Source organism: Streptomyces sp. NPDC006687 (genome assembly GCF_040636215.1).
Lineage (GTDB): Bacteria > Actinomycetota > Actinomycetes > Streptomycetales > Streptomycetaceae > Streptomyces.
Window position 1 is genome coordinate 96,353 of record NZ_JBEYJJ010000009.1, and the last position, 16,741, is coordinate 113,093.

15 protein-coding genes are annotated in these 16,741 nt (G+C 75.0%); 4 read left to right on the plus strand and 11 right to left on the minus strand.

Annotated elements, in window-relative coordinates; all coding sequences use genetic code 11:
* Positions 1-45 precede the first annotated feature (45 nt).
* Both ABZ716_RS14015 and ABZ716_RS14020 read left to right on the plus strand, forming a co-directional pair.
* Positions 46-1,797, plus strand: coding sequence for an ABC transporter ATP-binding protein (locus ABZ716_RS14015; RefSeq protein WP_358958901.1), 1,752 nt, complete (start codon positions 46-48; stop codon positions 1,795-1,797).
* The gene (locus ABZ716_RS14020; protein WP_358958903.1) at positions 1,794-3,680 is read left to right on the plus strand and encodes an ABC transporter ATP-binding protein; all 1,887 of its coding nucleotides are present in this window, start codon (positions 1,794-1,796) and stop codon (positions 3,678-3,680) included. The genes ABZ716_RS14015 and ABZ716_RS14020 overlap by 4 nt, the downstream gene beginning before the upstream one ends.
* A gap of 28 nt (positions 3,681-3,708) precedes the next feature.
* Here the strand turns inward: ABZ716_RS14020 and ABZ716_RS14025 are convergent, their stop codons facing one another.
* The 3 genes from ABZ716_RS14025 to ABZ716_RS14035 all read right to left on the minus strand — a co-directional run bounded on the left by ABZ716_RS14025 (position 3,709) and on the right by ABZ716_RS14035 (position 5,643).
* Positions 3,709-4,317: a response regulator transcription factor gene (locus ABZ716_RS14025; RefSeq protein WP_358810845.1), complete on the minus strand. Its 609-nt coding sequence runs from the start codon at positions 4,315-4,317 to the stop codon at positions 3,709-3,711.
* 250 nt (positions 4,318-4,567) lie between these two features.
* Complete coding sequence (locus tag ABZ716_RS14030; protein WP_358958905.1) at positions 4,568-4,981, minus strand: carboxymuconolactone decarboxylase family protein; 414 nt, start codon at positions 4,979-4,981, stop codon at positions 4,568-4,570.
* Positions 4,978-5,643: a class II aldolase/adducin family protein gene (locus ABZ716_RS14035; RefSeq protein ID WP_358958907.1), complete on the minus strand. Its 666-nt coding sequence runs from the start codon at positions 5,641-5,643 to the stop codon at positions 4,978-4,980. Before ABZ716_RS14035 ends, ABZ716_RS14030 begins: the two co-directional genes overlap by 4 nt.
* A 108-nt stretch (positions 5,644-5,751) precedes the next feature.
* Here ABZ716_RS14035 and ABZ716_RS14040 point away from each other — a divergent pair, with 108 nt between their 5' ends.
* Positions 5,752-6,171 carry a MerR family transcriptional regulator gene (locus tag ABZ716_RS14040; RefSeq protein WP_358958909.1) on the plus strand — a complete coding sequence of 140 codons (420 nt, stop codon included), beginning with the start codon at positions 5,752-5,754 and terminating at the stop codon, positions 6,169-6,171.
* 12 nt (positions 6,172-6,183) lie between these two features.
* Here ABZ716_RS14040 and ABZ716_RS14045 read toward each other — a convergent pair whose 3' ends face one another.
* The 8 genes from ABZ716_RS14045 to ABZ716_RS14080 all read right to left on the minus strand — a co-directional run bounded on the left by ABZ716_RS14045 (position 6,184) and on the right by ABZ716_RS14080 (position 15,600).
* A complete protein-coding gene (locus tag ABZ716_RS14045; protein WP_358958912.1) occupies positions 6,184-6,768 on the minus strand; it encodes a hypothetical protein in 585 nt (194 codons plus the stop codon).
* 45 nt (positions 6,769-6,813) lie between these two features.
* Positions 6,814-8,172 carry an MFS transporter gene (locus tag ABZ716_RS14050; RefSeq protein WP_358958914.1) on the minus strand — a complete coding sequence of 453 codons (1,359 nt, stop codon included), beginning with the start codon at positions 8,170-8,172 and terminating at the stop codon, positions 6,814-6,816.
* Entirely contained in the window at positions 8,169-8,777 is a 609-nt protein-coding gene (locus ABZ716_RS14055; protein WP_358958917.1) for a winged helix-turn-helix domain-containing protein, read from the minus strand. Before ABZ716_RS14055 ends, ABZ716_RS14050 begins: the two co-directional genes overlap by 4 nt.
* A gap of 166 nt (positions 8,778-8,943) precedes the next feature.
* Positions 8,944-9,126, minus strand: a complete 183-nt coding sequence (locus ABZ716_RS14060; protein ID WP_358958920.1) for an antitoxin — start codon at positions 9,124-9,126, stop codon at positions 8,944-8,946.
* A gap of 147 nt (positions 9,127-9,273) precedes the next feature.
* Positions 9,274-9,435 carry a hydrophobic protein gene (locus ABZ716_RS14065; protein ID WP_351887753.1) on the minus strand — a complete coding sequence of 54 codons (162 nt, stop codon included), beginning with the start codon at positions 9,433-9,435 and terminating at the stop codon, positions 9,274-9,276.
* A 102-nt stretch (positions 9,436-9,537) separates the two neighbouring features.
* On the minus strand, positions 9,538-11,889 hold the full coding sequence (locus ABZ716_RS14070) for a SpoIIE family protein phosphatase (protein WP_358959150.1): 2,352 nt from the start codon (positions 11,887-11,889) through the stop codon (positions 9,538-9,540).
* A 62-nt stretch (positions 11,890-11,951) separates the two neighbouring features.
* The gene (locus ABZ716_RS14075) at positions 11,952-15,188 is read right to left on the minus strand and encodes an ATP-binding protein (RefSeq protein ID WP_358958922.1); all 3,237 of its coding nucleotides are present in this window, start codon (positions 15,186-15,188) and stop codon (positions 11,952-11,954) included.
* A 67-nt stretch (positions 15,189-15,255) separates the two neighbouring features.
* The gene (locus ABZ716_RS14080; RefSeq protein WP_358810837.1) at positions 15,256-15,600 is read right to left on the minus strand and encodes an STAS domain-containing protein; all 345 of its coding nucleotides are present in this window, start codon (positions 15,598-15,600) and stop codon (positions 15,256-15,258) included.
* Between the two features lie 271 nt (positions 15,601-15,871).
* On the opposite strand from ABZ716_RS14080, the gene ABZ716_RS14085 reads away from it, so the two are divergent.
* Positions 15,872-16,720, plus strand: a complete 849-nt coding sequence (locus tag ABZ716_RS14085) for a SigB/SigF/SigG family RNA polymerase sigma factor (RefSeq protein WP_355969243.1) — start codon at positions 15,872-15,874, stop codon at positions 16,718-16,720.
* Positions 16,721-16,741: the final 21 nt, after the last annotated feature.

The following is a 16,741-nucleotide window of genomic DNA, read 5'->3' on the forward strand; positions in this document are numbered from 1 at the left end:
CCGGGCCGCGCGGAGCCCGGGCCCGGACACCTGGAGCCGCTGCCGATGACCCCGCCCGACGCACCCGGCGACACGGCTGCCGCGGACACCGCCGACCGGGCGCTGCAGGCGGCCGCACGGCACAGCGCCGGCCGCACCGCCGCCGTGGCCGGCTGCGCGCTGGCCTCCGCCTGCGCGGCGCTCGCCGAACCGGCCCTGCTCGGCCGCGCCCTGGACCTGCTCCTGCGCCGCGACCCCTCCGCCACCGTCTGGGTCCTGTACTGCGCGGCGGTGATCACCGCCGAGGTCCTGCTGGACGCGGCGACCGTACGGCTCACCGGCAGCGTCGACGCCCGCTCCACGGCCTGGCTGCGCCGGCGCGCCCTGGACGCGCTGCTGCGCACCGCACCGCACCACGCGGCCCGCCGCTCCCCCGGCGACGTCTCCGCCCGGCTCACGGCCCACGCCGCCGGCGCCGGGACCGTTCCGGCGGCGGTGGCGACGGCCGTCACCGCCCTGCTCCCGCCGCTCGGGGGCCTCGCCGCCCTGTTCCTGGTCGACCTGTGGACGGGCCTCGCCTTCCTGGCCGGGGTGCCCGTACTGGCGCTGCTGCTGAGGGCCTTCGCCCGTGCGTCCGGGGCCAGCGTCGGCCGCTACCAGCAGGTGCAGCTCGCGCTGGCCGGACGCCTCGCCGAGGCTCTGGCCGGCGCCCGCACCATCGCCGCGGCGGGCACGGCCGGGCGGGAGGCGGCGCGGATCCTGGCGCCCCTGCCCGAACTGGGCCGCGAGGGACGGCGGATGTGGCGGATCTACGGGGGGACGATGGCCCGTACCAGTGCCCTGATGCCGCTCCTGCTGTACGGGGTCCTCTGCGTGGGCGGCCTGCGCCTGGCGGCCGGGGCGCTCGGCGTCGGCGGTCTGCTCGCCGCCGTGCGCTACGCGGGTCTCGCCGCCGGCGCGGGAGCCGTCACGGCCCGCCTCTCGGCGGTGGTGCGCGGCCGGGCCGCCGCCCGCCGGACGGCCGCCCTGCTCGGCCTGCCCGAACTCCCCCAGGGGGCGAGGGAGTACGCCGCTCCGGGCCCCGGCACGCTGGAACTGCGCGGGGTCCGTGTGGAGCGGGCCGGACGGACCGTCCTGAGCGGCGTCGACCTGCGGCTGCCGGGCGGCACCACCACCGCCGTCGTGGGCCGCTCCGGCTCGGGCAAGAGCCTGCTGGCCGCCGTCGCCGGGCGGCTCACCGCCTGCGACGGCGGCCAGGTGCTGCTGGACGGCACCGCGCTGGAGGAACTCACCGGCCCGGCCCTGCGCCGGGAGGTGGGGCACGCCTTCGAGCGGCCTGCCCTGTTCGGGGACAGCGTCGGCGCGGCCATCGCCTTCGGCACCCGGCCGGAGCCCGGGGCCGACGCCGTACGCGCCGCGGCGCGGGCCGCGGGCGCCGACGCCTTCGTACGCCGCCTTCCAGAGGGCTACCGCACCCCGCTCGACGCGGCTCCCCTGTCCGGCGGGGAGCTGCAACGCCTCGGCCTGGCCCGGGCGTTCTGCCGGGCGGAGCGCGTGCTCGTGCTGGACGACGCCACCTCCAGCCTGGACACCGTCACCGCCCGGGAGGTGGAGCACGCGCTGGCCCGTGACGTCTCCGCCCGGACCCGGCTCGTCGTGACCCACCGCGCCGCCACGGCAGCCCGCGCCGACCTCGTGGTCTGGCTGGACGACGGCAGGGTCCGGGCCACGGGGGAGCACGCGCGGCTGTGGCAGGACCCCGGCTACCGCGCGCTGTTCGGCTGGGACGGGGACACCGCGGGCGGGGCGGACCGGTGAGCGGGGACGGCGCCGGCGCGTGGCGGCGGGTCGGCGGCGAGGGGCTCCGCTTCCTGCGGGGCCGTGCGCGGACGCTGCGCATCCTCGCCCTGTGGTCGCTGCTGGAGTCCGCCCACACCTTCCTCGGCGGGTACGCGGTGGCCCGCGCCCTCGACGACGGCTTCCTCGCCGCCCGGCCGGCGGCCGGCGTGGCGTGGCTGGCGGTGGCCGGGGCCGGGGCGCTCCTCGGGGGGCTCGCCCTGCGGGGGGTCTTCGGCGGGCTCGCGGACCTGGTCGAGCCCCTGCGGGACGGTCTGGTGCGCCGGGCCGTGCGCCAGGCCCTGGAGCGGGCGGTCGCGGATCCGGGGAGGGCCGCGCGGGACGGGGGCGTGTCCCGGCTGGCCCAGCAGACCGAGATGGCCCGGGACTCCTTCGCGGGCCTGGTGCTCGTCGCCCGGTCCTTCGTCTTCACCGCGGCGGGCGCGCTGGCGGGGATGGCGGCGCTGGCGCCGGTGCTGCTGCTGTTCGTCCTGCCTCCGCTGCTCCTGGGGACGGCCGGGTTCCTGCTCACGCTGCGGCCCGTGGCCCGGGTGCAGCGGCGGGCGCTGGACAACGACGAGGCCCTGGCGGCGCGGACCGGCGAACTGGCGGCGGGGCTGCGCGATGTGGTCGCCTGCGGGGGCGGTGAGCGGGCGGGGGCGGGCCTGCGGCTGCTGATCACCGAGCAGGAGCGGCTGACGCGGCTGCTCGCCCGGTGGGCCGCCCTGCGGACCCTGGCGCTGGGGGTGGCGGGCCGGCTGCCCGTCGTCGTCCTGCTGCTGGGGGCGCCCTGGTTGCTCGGGCGGGGGGTGAGCGCGGGCGCCCTGGCCGCCGCGCTGACCTACCTGGTCCAGTCCCTGCTGCCGGCGCTCGACTCCCTCATGGGCGCCCTCGGCTCGGCGGGCACCCGGCTGGTGGTGGTCCTGGACCGCTTCTGCGCCCCGCGCCCGGACCGGCGACCGGCATCCGGGCCCGAGGGGCCGGCGCACCATCCGGCTCCGGCTGTGGCTGTGGGTGTGGGTGTGGGCCCGGCTGCCGCCCCCGCCTGCCCCGGGCCGCCCTTCCGCCGCTCCGGCGTGGCCCGGGCCGCGCGCGGCGGCCCCGGGGCGGCCGGCCCGGGGCCGGTGTGCGGGAGCGGCCAGGGGGGTGTGGCGGCCGAGCTGCGGGGGGTGCGCTTCACGTACGGGGCCCGGGCCGAGCCGGTGATCGACGGCCTCGACCTGGTCCTGCGCGAGGGGGAGCACCTGGCCGTGGTGGGGCCGAGCGGGATCGGCAAGTCCACCCTCACCGCACTGCTGGCCGGGCTCCTCCCGCCCGGCCGGGGCGCCGTCCTGCTGGCCGGCGCCCCGGCGTGGAACGGCCCCGTCCGCTCCCCCGATCCCCGGCGCACCCTGCTGCCGCAGCACGCCTACGTGTTCACGGGCTCCGTACGGGAGAACCTCACCCACCTGTGCCCCGGGCCGGTCCCGCCGGCACGGCTGGACCGGGCCGTGGCGGCCCTGGGGGCGGACGGGCTGGTCGGCAGGCTGGGCGGCCCCGACGCACCGGTCGACCCGGCCACGCTCTCGCAGGGCGAGCGCCAGCTGCTGGCGCTCGTGGCCGCCCACCTCTCACCGGCACCGCTGCTGCTGCTGGACGAGGCCACCTGCCACCTCGATCCGGCGGCCGAGGAACGGGCCGAGCGGGCGCTCGCCGCCCGCCCCGGCACCCTCGTCGTGGTGGCCCACCGCATCTCCTCCGCCGCCCGGGCCGACCGGATCCTCGTCCTCGACGGGAACCGAGCGGTCTGCGGCACGCACGAGGACCTCCCGGCGAGGTCCGCCCTCTACCGGGAGCTGCTGGGGGTGTGGAACGCACAGGTGTGAGCCGTCCGGCCCGCCGGTCCGGCGGCGCTCAGACCCAGCCGGCCCTCCGCGATATCCGGATGGCATCGATCCGGTTGCGGGCTCCGGTCTTACGGGTGGCGGCGGCCATGTAGTTGCGCACGGTGCCGCTCGCGAGGTGCAGGGCGCGCGCGATCTCGGCGACGGAGTCGCCCTCCGCCGCCCGGGCCAGCACGCTCAGCTCGCGCGGGCTGAGCGGCATGGGGTCGGCCTCCAGCAGCGCCGAGGCCAGGGAGGGGTCCACGAACCGCTCCCCCGCGGCGACCTTGCGGACGGCCCGGACCAGCCTGCCGGGCGAGCCGTCCTTGTCCACGTAGCCCCGGGCCTCCGCCTGGACCCCGCGCCGGAGCGAGCCGGGCGCGCCCGAGGTGGCGAGTACCAGCAGCGGGGCCACCGGCTCGGGAAGCGGCCGGGCGGTGCCGTCGGGGAGGCCCAGGGTGGCCGAGGCGCCGGGACAGTCGAGGTCGACGACGGTCACGTCCGGGCGTAAGGACTCCGCCTGGCGGGCGGCCGTTCGCCAGCCGGCGGAGGTGACGTCGAAGCCGCCCTCCGATCTGAGCAGGGCTGCCAGCGCCGATCTCACGAGGCTGACGCTGTGCAGGACGAGGACCTTGGTCATCGGGGCTCTCCTAGCCTGAAGATCGAGGGACCCCAAGCGGGTGCCCATCAACCAGGCGGCGGGAACGCACCCGTCCGCGTCCGGTGGTGGCCCGTGGCCGAAGCCGGACGCCCGTGCCGCCGCCCGCCGGGCCGCCGTACCGGCCGCACGCACCGCAGGTACGGCTCGGGCGGCGGGTGACGCGCGCCAGCGCAGTGAAGCGGCGGGGCTGATTCCGGGTGCATCGGCGGCGCTGACCCGGTTGCCGGACTCAGGGGCGCACCGGTATCTCCCCCGTGCGGTCCGGGAGGAGTTCGGCGATGAGGCCGGTGCCGAGGGCGTACGCCGGGACGCCGGCGGTGATGAGGGCGGTCTCGGCGACGCCGATGAGGTCGGCGATGCCCGCTCCGGCGTGCAGGGCGCCCCGTGCATGGATCCGGGCGGGTTCCTCCCGGCCCAGGGCCAGCAACTGGCCGAAGTGGACGAGCTGTTGCACCCGGGCGCCCAGCGGACTGTCCGCCAGGACGACATGGCGCAGGGCGGCGAGCGCCTCCTCCGTGGGCAGCCGGCCGAACTCCCCGGCCAGGCGCAGCCGTTCCTCCACCCCGTGGGGGACGGCGCCCAGGGTCGAGCGGTACCGCTCGCGTACGGCCTCCGTACGCGGGGCGGGAGCGGCGTCCGTCATGAGGCGACCCGGGCGGCCGAGAGGCGTACGGCTTCCAGGGCGTCCGCCGGGAAGTCCACGGCCCCGCCGATCGCCGCGGCGGCGATCTCGGCCTCGGCGCTCTCCTCGATCGCCACCACCAGCTGGGCGGCAGCCGCCGCGTCCGGGCCGAAGACCAGCAGCCCGTGGTTGGCCAGCAGGACCGCGGAGGTGGTGGGCCGCCGCTTCAGCACCTCGATGATGCCGCGCACCGACACGTCCGATCCCCGGGGACCCCAGGGGACCACGGGGACCTCCTCGGCCTGCCCGAACCGGAGCATCGGCTCGGTGCGGCAGGGCAGCGGCCGGTGGGCGACGGCGAAGGCGGTCGCGGCGGGCGAGTGGGTGTGGATGACCGCGCCCACCTGGGGCCGGTCCCGGTAGACGGCGGTGTGCATGGAGGTGATCTCGGCGCTGACGGACCGCAGTTCGCCCTCCAGGACCCGTCCGTCGAACCCGACGGTGGCCAGCTGCCCGGCCCGCAGGCCACGGACGTGGCCCGGGGTCAGCAGGTAGCGCTCGCCGTCGAGCCGGGCGCTCAGGTTGGCGTGTCCGGAGTGGGACATCACTCCGGCCGTGAAGAGCGCCTCCGCTGCTTCCACCAGCTGGCCGGCCCGCATCCCGCGTACGTATGCGTCACTCATGGCGACATCTCCCTGACGTTCGGCCGGCGACGGTTTCTCCGCCGCCGTGCACCTGCCGACCACTCTTCAACTTGAACTAAGGTTCAAGTCAACTCGTCGGGAGAGCCGTTGCTGGAGGAACAGGTGGAGCGGAACGCGCGGATGACCATCGGCCGGCTCGCCGAGGTCACCGGGGTGCCGGCGTCGGCCATCCGGTACTGGGAACGCCACGGCCTGCTGCCCGCTCCGCAGCGCGAGAGCGGGCAGCGGCGTTATCCGCCGGAGGCGGCGGAGCGGATCATCGTGCTCCGCACCTGCCAGCAGGCCGGCCTGTCACTGGCCGAGATCGGCGAGTTCCAGCGGGAACAGCAGCGCCGGAAGGCGATGATCCGCGCCAAGATCAGCGAGATCGAGCAGCGCAGGATCGCTCTGGACCACGCGCACCAGCTGCTGACGCACGCCCTGCGGTGCGGCGAGGAGGACATCGTGGCGTGCCCCAGGTTCCGCGAGGAGATGGCCGCCTGGCGGAAGGCCGATCCGGCGCCGTGAGCGGCGGGCGGGCTACTTCTTCGTCTGGTTGAGGCAGAGCACGAACTGCTTGCCCGAGTGGCGGCGCGAGCCGCGGGTCTGCTCGTAGTAGCCCATGTCGGACTTGCCCTGGCAGCGGTTGGTGTCCAGCGTGCCGGTGAGCACCTCGACCACCTTGTACGCGGCTCCTGCGGAACCGCAGTCCACCACCTGGAGGTCCAGGCTCGCCGCCGTGGTGCCGTTGTTCTTCAGGCAGTCACCGACCTCCGCGTGGTCGGCGTCGTCCTGGCTCAGGAAGTAGCCCACCGCGACGACGATGAGGGCGATGACGATGCCGATGATCTTGAGGACCTTCATGACCCCGATCCCCCCGCTCCGGGCCGGAGGAGCCGGCGGGCCCGGAGGCACGGACCACTGCTGCGGGTGGGGCGGCTGCATCTGCATCGGGGGCTGCTGCGGGTACCCGGGCTGCTGCGGCGGCGCGCCGTACGGCGGCTGGGCCTGCTGCGGGGGGTACGCGTATCCCGGCTGGGGCGGCGGCGGGTACCCCTGCGGCTGCTGCGCGTACGGGGCGGGGTGGCCGTACGGGCCGGAGCCCTGGTGCGGCGGGTGGGTCATGCGGGAGTCCCCCAGTGATCATGACGGTTCATTGACGTGGGCACGCTATATCAACCGTTGCCCGTCCCCCGCATCCGTCCGGCTCCCGGGACGGACGGCTTCGGCCGGTGACGGGACGTCAGGCGGCGCCAGGTGTCCGGCACGGCGGCGCCAGAGAAAGGCCGCCGACAGGAGCGCGGCGCCTCCCAGCAGCCAGGGCAGCCGCCCCGGCGGCAGGAGGCCGACGGCCAAGCCCGCGAGGGCGCCCGCCAGTTGGAGGGCGAGGGACTGCACCGACAGCGCCGTGGCCCGGACCGCGCCGGATACCCGATGGTGCAGGGCGTCGTTCTGGTTCGGTCCGGCCGCGCCGAGTCCGAGGTAGACCAGGCCGTAGCCGGTGGCGGCGAGCAGGACGGAGAACGGGCCCGTCGCCGTCGGAGCGGCGCCGAGCAGGAGCAGGCCGCAGGCGCCGGCGCCCAGGGCGAGCAGGACGGCCCGCTCCCCGCTGCCCGCCAGGCGGGCGGTCAGCGGCGCGAGGTGGCTGCCGAGGCCCGCGCAGACGAAGCCGGCGCAGGCGAGCCCGGCGAAGAGCACCGCCCCGGACTCGGAGGCACCCGTGAGGGCGGCGGCGCGGCCCGGGGTGAGCAGTTCGAGCGCGGCCAGGGCGCCGCCGGCGGCGGCGGCGCTGAGCAGCACCCGGCGGACCACCGCGTCACGGCCGCCCAGGCGCAGCCCGTCGAGGACGGTGCCCGGGACTCCCCGCAGGACGTCGCGCGGGGTGGCCGGCGGGCGGGGCGGTTCGGGGAGCGCGGTCAGGGCGTAGAGCACGAAGGCGACGTAGACCGCCGCGCCCAGCAGCAGCGGGACGGAAAGGGGCAGTACCCGCCCCGAGGTGGCGGCGCCGAGGTCCGGGCCCAGCCCGAGCAGCCAGGGGAGGGCCCCGCCGAGCAGGGTGCCGGCGGCGAGCGCGGCGGAGGTCGCGGAGGAGCCGCGGGCGAGGCCGGTGCGCAGGTCGGCGCCGGGTCCGCCGAGGCCCTGGACGGTGTCCACGTACCAGGCTTCGGCGGGGCCGCTGGACAGGGCGCGGCCGGCGCCCATCAGGGCCATGCCGAGGGCCAGCGGCCAGGGGGTGGCGCCGAGGGCCAGGAGGGTGAGCGCGGTCAGGTTCAGCAGGCCGGCGGCGGCCAGGACGGCGCGGCGTCCCAGCACGTCGGACAGGCCGCCGGTGGGCAGTTCCAGCGCCGCGGCGGTGAGGGAGTGGACCGCGGTCAGGCCCGCGACGGCCGCCAGGCCCAGGCCGCGCTGGGTCAGCAGCAGGACCAGGGGGGCGATGGTCAGACCGAGGGGCAGCCAGAACAGCACGCAGACCCGGACGTAGCGGCGACGGGCGGCAGCGGGATCCAGGAGCGGCCGGGCCGCCGTCACGAGGGGTCCCCGGCACCGGTCGCGGGCGGGGCCAGGGGCAGTCCGGCGACGAGGAGGACGACCTGCGCGGCGCGCGGGTCCTCCGCGTCACGGGCCGTCAGCTCGTCCAGCTTCCGCTGGAACTCCTCCCGCAGTGCGGTGAGGGACTCGGGGGTCAGGCGCGGCAGCAGGTCGCTGACCCCGGCGGCCTCCGCCCACTCCGGGCCCAGCCGCCCGTCGGCGAGGTCGGCCTCGTGGCGCAGGAGGGAGGTCCGGAGGTGCTCGATCTGCACCCGGCGGGACAGCCCGACGTAGGCGCGGCTGTCGGCGGTGGCCGCCATCGCCCGGCTGCTCCAGGCCGTCGCCGCGTGCACCGCCTGCCAGCGCCGCTCCCGCCCGTCCCGGTGTTCGGCCTCGGTGACGAAGGCGTACTTCGCCAGGACGCGCAGATGGTAGCTGGTGGAGGCGGAGGACTCGCCGGTGCGGACGGCGAGCTCGCTCGCGGTGGCGGGGCCGTCCTGTCTCAGCAGGCCGAGCAGCCTGATGCGCAGGGGGTGCGTGAGGGCCTTCAGGGCCGCCGCGTCGTTCTCGGGGTCGAGGACGCGGGTGTGGTCATCGCTGATCATGAAAGCAGGCTAGGGCGCTCACCGCTTCTGCAAAAGCATTTTTGCAGAATTTATTGGGGAGTTGGTGAGCCGGGGGCGGAACCCGCGGTGCCCGGGCGGCGCCGGAAGGCGGCGCGGCCCGGGCACCGGGTGAAGGTGTGCGGTCGTCAGGTGGGGTCAGGTGGGGTCAGGGCTGCGGGGGGCGGTCACGGTCGATGTACTCGTTGGCCTTCTCCTGGCCCATGTCCACCTTGTCGGCGTACTTTCCGCCCGTCCGCTTGTCGATCATGTCTCCCCCGCGCTCCACCCCTTGCTTGGCCTGGTCGGGGTGCTGGCCGAGCATCGCCTTGAGCTTGTCGACAATCGACATGGTGCTTCCTCCTTCGAGCCGGTTGGCACCTCCCAGCGTCCCCCTCCTTCCGCCGGACCGCATCCGCGCGCCGGTCCGGGCCCGGACACGGCGGCGGGGCCCGCCCCCATGGAGGGCGGGCCCCGCGAGCCGGTGTGCGTCAGACGGCTACCAGCGGTACCAGCGGCCGCTGCCGGTCTTCGGGCGGGCGACGAAGCCGAGCAGCCAGATGACCAGCACGACGAGCGCCACCCACCACAGGACCTTCAGCGCGAAACCGGCTCCGAACAGGATCAGCGCGAGCAGGAGAACGAGAAGCAGGGGAACCACGGTTATCACCTCCGCGCACTCGCATGCCCCCGCCGGCCCCGCCCATGCGCCCCTCCTTCAGTCCGCGCGGCACACGCGCGCGAACGGGCGGGCGGGGACCGGTCAGGCGACCTCGAAGCCGATGACGCAGGTGTCGTCGTCGGTGTCGGACCAGCTCTGCGTCAGCAGGCCGTCGAGCCTGCCGTCCAGGTCCTCGGCCCCCGTGGCCACCGTGTCCAGGAGATGCGCGAGGGAGTCCTGCACGGAGGCGTCCCGGCGCTCGACGAGGCCGTCGGTGAACATCAGCAGGGCGTCCCCCGGCTCCAGCCGCTCCTCCTGCTCCGCGTAGGTGACGTCGGGCAGGGCGCCGAGGAGCAGCCCGTCGATCAGCGGGAAGGCCGTGGCCTCGCCCTTCCTGACGAGGACCGGCGGCAGGTGCCCGGCCCGCGCCCAGCGCATGACACGGGTGCTCGGATCGTAGAGCCCGCAGACGGCGGTCGCGGTGACCTGCTTGGTCAGGTGGTGGGTGACGGTGTTGAGCCAGGACATCAGCTGCGCGGGCCCGGCGCCGGTGACGGCGAGGCCGCGCAGGGCGTTGCGCAGGACGACCATTCCGGTGGCCGCCTCGATGCCGTGGCCGGCGACGTCGCCGACGGACAGCAGGATCAGGCCGGAGGGCAGCACCAGCGCGTCGTACCAGTCGCCGCCGACCAGGGACTCCGTCTCGGCGGGCCGGTAGCGGACCGCCACGCGCAGCCCCGGCGCCTCCACGTGGTGGTGCGGGGGCATGATGGCGTGCTGGAGCTGGAGGGCGAGCCGGTTGCGTTCGGCCGATTCGGCTTCGGTGAGGGCGAGCTGGTCGCGGGTCGCGGCGAGGGCCACCTCGGTCCAGTGCTGCGCGGAGACGTCCTGGCAGGCCCCGCGGACGGCGTGCAGCCGCTGGGCGGCGTCGAGGACGGGCTCGGCGACGACCCGGATATGGCGCAGGATGCCGTCGGAGCGCCGCAGGCGCAGGTTGACGGAGGCGGGGCGACGGTAGCGCAGGACGGCACGCAGGAAACGGCCGAGGGCCGCGGAGTCGTCGGGGTGGGCGTGGGCGGGCAGGTCCCGCAGCGGTACGGGGGACGCGGTGGTGGGCAGTCCGTGGAGGGCGTAGAGCTCGGAGTTCCAGGTGATCTCGCCGGTGAGGAGGTTCTCCTCGAAACCGCCGATGCGGCCCAGGCGCTGGGCGTGCTGGAGCAGGTCGGCGAGGCGGGCGGTCTCGTCCTCGATCCGCCAGATCAGCAGGATGGCGGCGCCGTGCCGGCTGACGCTGATGTCGGCGACCGCGGTCAGCGGGATCTGGTCGACGAGGGCGGTCAGGCTCACCCGTTCGGCACGGAAGGGCTCGCCGGTGGCGTGCACCCGCTCGACCGTGTCGAAGAGGCCGCCCTCCCCCGCGGCCATGGGGTACGCCTCCAGCAGCAGGGCGCCGTTGACGTCGGCACGGGGCCGGCCCGCCGGGTCGGCGAAGCGGCTGTTGACGTGGCGGATGCGGAAATCGGCCAGCCGCCCGTCCGGATCGAGCTCGGGGGTCAGGACGATGGTGGGGTCGTGCAGTCCCTCGGCGAGGTCGATCAGCTCCGATACGTCGGGGAGCAGCCCCTCCGCGGCGAGGGCGGCGGGCGGGACCGCCGTGTCCAGGGTGTGCGCGCACAGCTCGGCCAGTGCCTCGACCTGGCGTCGGATCTGCGGGGGCAGCGGCGTCAGGGGGTGGGGCCAGCACACTTCGAGGACGCCGTGCACGCGTCCCCCCGTCCCGGCGGGTACGGCCATCCGGCCGCCCTCGGGCCATTGCAGGTGCCCGATCGAGGGCAGGCCCTCGCGGCGCAGGTCGGTGACGGTGACGGCGCCGCGCTCGCGCAGCGCGAGGCGGGGGACGGTGGCGACCCCCGGCGGGACGTGGCGCCAGCGGGCGGCCTCCTCGGCGGGGAACCCGGCGTGGCCGGCGAGGGCCAGGGAGCCGTCGGGGGCGGCGGCCCACACGGCCACGGCGACCGCCCCCAGCGGGGTCAGGGCGTTGGCCAGCAGCGAGTCGGCGACGGCCTGGGTGTCGGCGGCGGCCAGGGCCCCGCTCTCGGCGGTGCGCAGCCGTACGGCGACGGTGGCGGACGGCGGGGAGGGCCGCGCGGCGGCGGCGCGTTCGACGAACTCGGCCGCGACCTCGCTGACCTGGTCGCGGGCCGCCTGGTTGACGATGTCGGCGGCGAGTTCCAGGGGGACGAGCCCGGACTCGCGGCACAGTTCGTCCAGCTGGCGGGCGGCCGCGGCGGGGGTGCAGTTCAGCCGCCCCATGAGGATGCCCTTGGCCAGTTCCACCAGGGCCCGGCCGTCGGCGGCCGCGTGGGCCTCGCGCACCTCGCGGCGCAGGCGTTCGACCGTGGCGACGAGCCGGCCCAGGGAGGGGGGCGTCTGCCGGGGAAGGGAGGGCAGCACGGTGTCACCGGCGGGGGCTTCGTCCGTGCGCTGCACGGGGTGGCGGGAGGTGTCGGGGAGGGTCACCGCGCGGCCGGCCCCTCGTGGCGGCGGGCGGGGGCGGTCAGCCAGTGCCGGACACGGCTGATGAGCTCGTCGGCGTCCACGGGCTTGGTGACGTAGTCGCTGGCCCCGGCGGCGAGGCTCTTCTCCCGGTCCCCGGGCATCGCCTTGGCGGTGACGGCGATGATGGGCAGGCCCGCGTACTCGGGCATGCTGCGGATCTCCGCGGTGGCGGCGTATCCGTCGAGCTCGGGCATCATCACGTCCATCAGGATGAGGTCGACGCCGGGGTTGCGGGTGAGGGTCTCGATGCCCTTGCGGCCGTCCTCGGCGTGCAGGACGCGCAGCCCGTGCAGTTCGAGGATGCCGCTGAGGGCGTAGAGGTTGCGGGCGTCGTCGTCGACGACGAGGACGGTGCGTCCCGCGAGCTCCCCGTCGGGGGTGCCGGGCGCCCGGTCGCCCTGCGCCGCCCCGTCCACGAGCGGTGGCACCTCTCCGGGCCGGTCGGCGGACAGGTGCAGGACGATGCGTTCACGGAGCTCGTCCAGGCTGCTCAGCAGCTCCACGCGGCCGGAGGCGGCGCGCTCGCGCAGGGCCCGTTCCCGGCCGTCGTCGAGGCGGGGGTTGTGGTGGGCGAGGACGGGCAGGGCGCCGAGCGCGGGGTCCCCGTCGAGGGCGTCGAGGAAGCGGGTGGCCTCGCCTCCGGACATGCCGAGTTCGAGGACGACGCAGTGGAACGGCTCGGACGCCAGCACGGTGGCGGCCTCGCGGGAGCTGGTGGCGCCGACCACCTGGACGCCCGCGGGCTCCCCGGCCCTGCCCGGACGCGGTACGAGGTCGCGTTCGGCGCTCTCGGCGACGAGGGAGAGCAGGCCGTTCGGCCGCTCCTCGATCACGAGGAGGCGCCGGTCCTGCCGGGGCCGCGCGCCGGGGGCGTCGCCGTCGGCGCCGCGCCGCGGCTCGGGGACCGCGCGGCCGGCGCCGAGGGCGGCCGGGGCGGGGGCCGGGTCGAGGGCCGCGGCGCCTTCCTCGAAGTCGGTGTGGCTGACGGGGAGGTAGAGGGTGAAGGTGCTGCCCTGGCCGGGGGTGCTCTCGGCCGTCACGGCTCCGCCCAGCAGCTGGGCGATCTCGCGGGTGATGGACAGGCCGAGGCCGGTGCCGCCGTACTTGCGGCTGGTGGTGCCGTCGGCCTGCTGGAAGGCGCCGAAGACGGATTCCAGCTGCTGTTCGGGGATGCCGATGCCGGTGTCGCGGACGCGGAAGGCCGTCATGCTGCCGCGGTGGCGCAGCCCGGGCGGGAGCTCGGCGTCGGAGGCCCGTTCGATGCGGAGCTCGACCCCGCCGCGCTCGGTGAACTTGACGGCGTTCGAGAGCAGGTTGCGCAGGATCTGGCGGAGCCTGGAGTCGTCGGTGAGCAGGGCGGTGGGAGCGTCGGGGGCGGTGGTGACCTTGAAGTCCAGGCTCTTCTGGGTGGTCATCGGGCGGAAGGTGGCCTCGACGTAGTCCAGCAGCTGCGGGAGGTCGACCCGTTCGGGGTGGATGTCCATCTTGCCCGCCTCGACCTTGGAGAGGTCGAGGATGTCGTTGATGAGCTGGAGCAGGTCGGAGCCGGCCGAGTGGATGATGCCCGCGTACTCGACCTGCTTGGGGGTGAGGTTGCGGGTGGGGTTCTGGGACAGCAGCTGGGCCAGGATGAGCAGGCTGTTGAGCGGGGTGCGCAGCTCGTGGCTCATGTTCGCCAGGAACTCCGACTTGTACTTGGAGGCCAGCGACAACTGCTGGGCGCGGTCCTCCAGTTCCTGCCGGGCCTGCTCGATCTGGAGGTTCTTCGCCTCGATGTCGCGGTTCTGGCTGGCCAGCAGGGCCGCCTTCTCCTCCAGTTCGGCGTTGGAGCGCTGCAACTCCTCCTGCTGTACCTGGAGTTCGGCGGAGCGGGCCTGGAGTTCGGCGGTCAGGCGCTGGGACTCGCCGAGGAGTTCGTCGGTGCGGGCGTTGGCGACGATCGTGCTGACGTTGACCCCGATGGTCTCCATGAGCTGACCGAGGAAGTCACGGTGCACGGGGGTGAAGGCGGAGAACGAGGCGAGTTCGATCACCCCGAGGACCTGGTCGTCGACGACGATCGGCAGGATCATCAGGCTGCCCGGCGTGGTCCGGCCGAGGCCGGAGGAGATGACGTAGTCGGCGGGGACCTCGTCGGTGGCGATGGTGCGGCGGCTGCGGGCCGCCTGCCCGACGAGGGACTCACCGAGGGCGAAGCGCACGGCCACTCCGTCGGCGGCGGAGCGGCCGTAGGAGCCGACGAGGGTGAGCATCGTGCCCTGCGGGGTGTCCTCCGCCAGGTAGAAGGCCCCGTACTGGGCCGCGACCAGCGGGGTGAGCTCGTCCATGACGAGTTCGGCGACGACGGCGAGGTCGCGGTGGCCCTGCATCAGGCCGGAGATCAGCGCCAGGTTGGTCTTGAGCCAGTCCTGCTCCTGGTTGGCGCGGGTGGTCTCCCGCAGGGAGCCGACCATGGAGTTGATGTTGTCCTTGAGGTCGCCCATCTCGCCGGGGGCCTCGACGGTGATGGAGCGGGTGAGGTCTCCCTCGGCGACGGCGCTGGTGACGGCGGCGATGGCGCGTACCTGACGGGTGAGGTTCCCGGCGAGCTCGTTGACGTTCTCGGTGAGCCGCTTCCAGGTGCCGGAGACCCCTTCGACCTCGGCCTGGCCGCCGAGCCGGCCCTCGCTGCCGACCTCACGGGCCACACGGGTGACCTCGTCGGCGAAGGCGGACAGCTGGTCGACCATGGTGTTGATCGTGGTCTTCAGCTCAAGGATCTCACCGCGCGCGGTGACGGTGATCTTCTGGGAGAGGTCGCCCTTGGCGACGGCCGTGGCGACCTGGGCGATGGACCTCACCTGGACGGTGAGGTTACCGGCCATGAAATTGACCGAATCCGTGAGGTCCCGCCAGGCTCCGCCGACCCCGGGAACGTCCGCCTGGCCTCCCAGCGCCCCCTCCGTGCCGACCTCGCGGGCCACTCTCGTCACCTCGGAGGTGAACAGCGACAGCTGGTTGGCCATCCCGTTGAAGACGGTGGCGATCTCCCCGAGGAGACCGTCCTCCCCGTCGGGCAGCCGCGTACGGAAATCCCCGTCGCGGACGGCCGTCAGCCCCGCCAGCAGCAGGCGCAGGTCCGACTCGGTGATGCCGCCCTCGCGCGGTACCGCCGGCGCTCCGCCCGCCGCCACCGCGCCAGTCCGCTCAGCCATTGCCCACCCTCACTCTCGCCGTCCTGACGGGGGGAAGGCTAACCCCCGTCGGAGGAACCGGCGGCCATCACCCGCCAAGCGCCTCCTGGACGCCCGGGTGCAGCGAGAGGATCGTGTCCGCACCCGTCAGGGCGAACAGACGGCGCAGTTGCTGGCCCGGGGCCGCGATCCGCAACGCGGTCGTGCGGTGCACGCGCAGCAGCAGATTGAGGAACGAGGAGTCGCCGAAGGTGATGCCACCGGCGTCCAGGACCACCACGCGATACCGGTCGGCGGCGGTGGTCAGCGCCTGCTCCAGCGGCCCCAGGGTGTCCTGGTCCAGCTCTCCGCGGGCCGTCACGACCCAGCCGCCGCCGGCCTGATACCCGTCCTCGACCACTCCGTCGCCGTGCACGTCCTCTGCTCCCGCCATGTCCGCCTCCCCGGATGTCGCCGTACGGGTTCCGCAATGGAGTATGCACGGTCGCTCCTCCGGGCAGGGCGCACCGCCCGGGCCTTCCGCCGCCCGGCACCCCGCAAACGGAATCCGCTGAAAGTCGGAGGTGTACGACCGGAATGCCTGGGCATGAGCGGCGGCGGCAGCAATCGACCACAGGGAGGGGACGTCCACCATGCCTCGTCCGGCCGCAGTCGCACACCCCGTTCGCACCACCGACCACCGGGCTCCGGCCTGCCCGCCGGCCGTGGGGAGGGAGCCGTCCGCGGAAGCCCTTCCGCCGGTTCCCCACGCGCGGGAGGTCTCTCCCGCCGACGCGCGGGAGCTGTCACGGCTGTTCCTGGCGCGGCTGCGGGCCCTGGAGGAGGGCACGCGGGAGTACCAGTACGTCCGCAACACCCTGATCGAGATGAATCTCTCCCTCGTGCGGTTCGCGGCGCGCCGCTTCCGGTCCCGGGCGGCCGGGGGCGGGGTGGAGATGGACGACATCGTGCAGGTCGGCACCATCGGCCTGATCAAGGCCATCGACCGCTACGACCCCGACCGCGAGGTGGAGTTCTCCACCCTCGCGCTCCCGTACATCACCGGTGAGATCAAGCGGCACTTCCGCGACACCACCTGGGCCGTCCACGTCCCGCGCCGCCTGCAGGAACTGCGCACGGAGCTCGCCAAGGCCCAGGAGGTCCTCACCGACACGCTCCGCCGCGCCCCGACGGTCAAGGAGCTCGCCGGGCACCTGGGCCTGCCCGAGGACGAGGTGGTGGACGGCATGGTCGCCGCGAACGGCTACACCAGCGGCTCCCTGGACCTGGCCTGCGAGGCGGACGAGACCCAGGGCGCGGGCCGCCCCACGCGCGCCCTGGCGGACCGGCTGGGCGACACGGACCCCGCCATGGAACTGTTCGAGGAGTTCCACACCCTCGCTCCCCTGCTGAAGGAGCTCGATCCCCGGGACCGGCAGATCCTGAGCATGCGCTTCGGCCAGGACAAGACCCAGTCGGAAATCGGCGCCGCGCTCGGCATCTCGCAGATGCAGGTCTCCCGGCTGCTCTCGCGCACCCTGAGCCGGCTGCGTGAGGGCATGCTGGCCTCCTAGGTGGCCGGCGTCACACCTGTC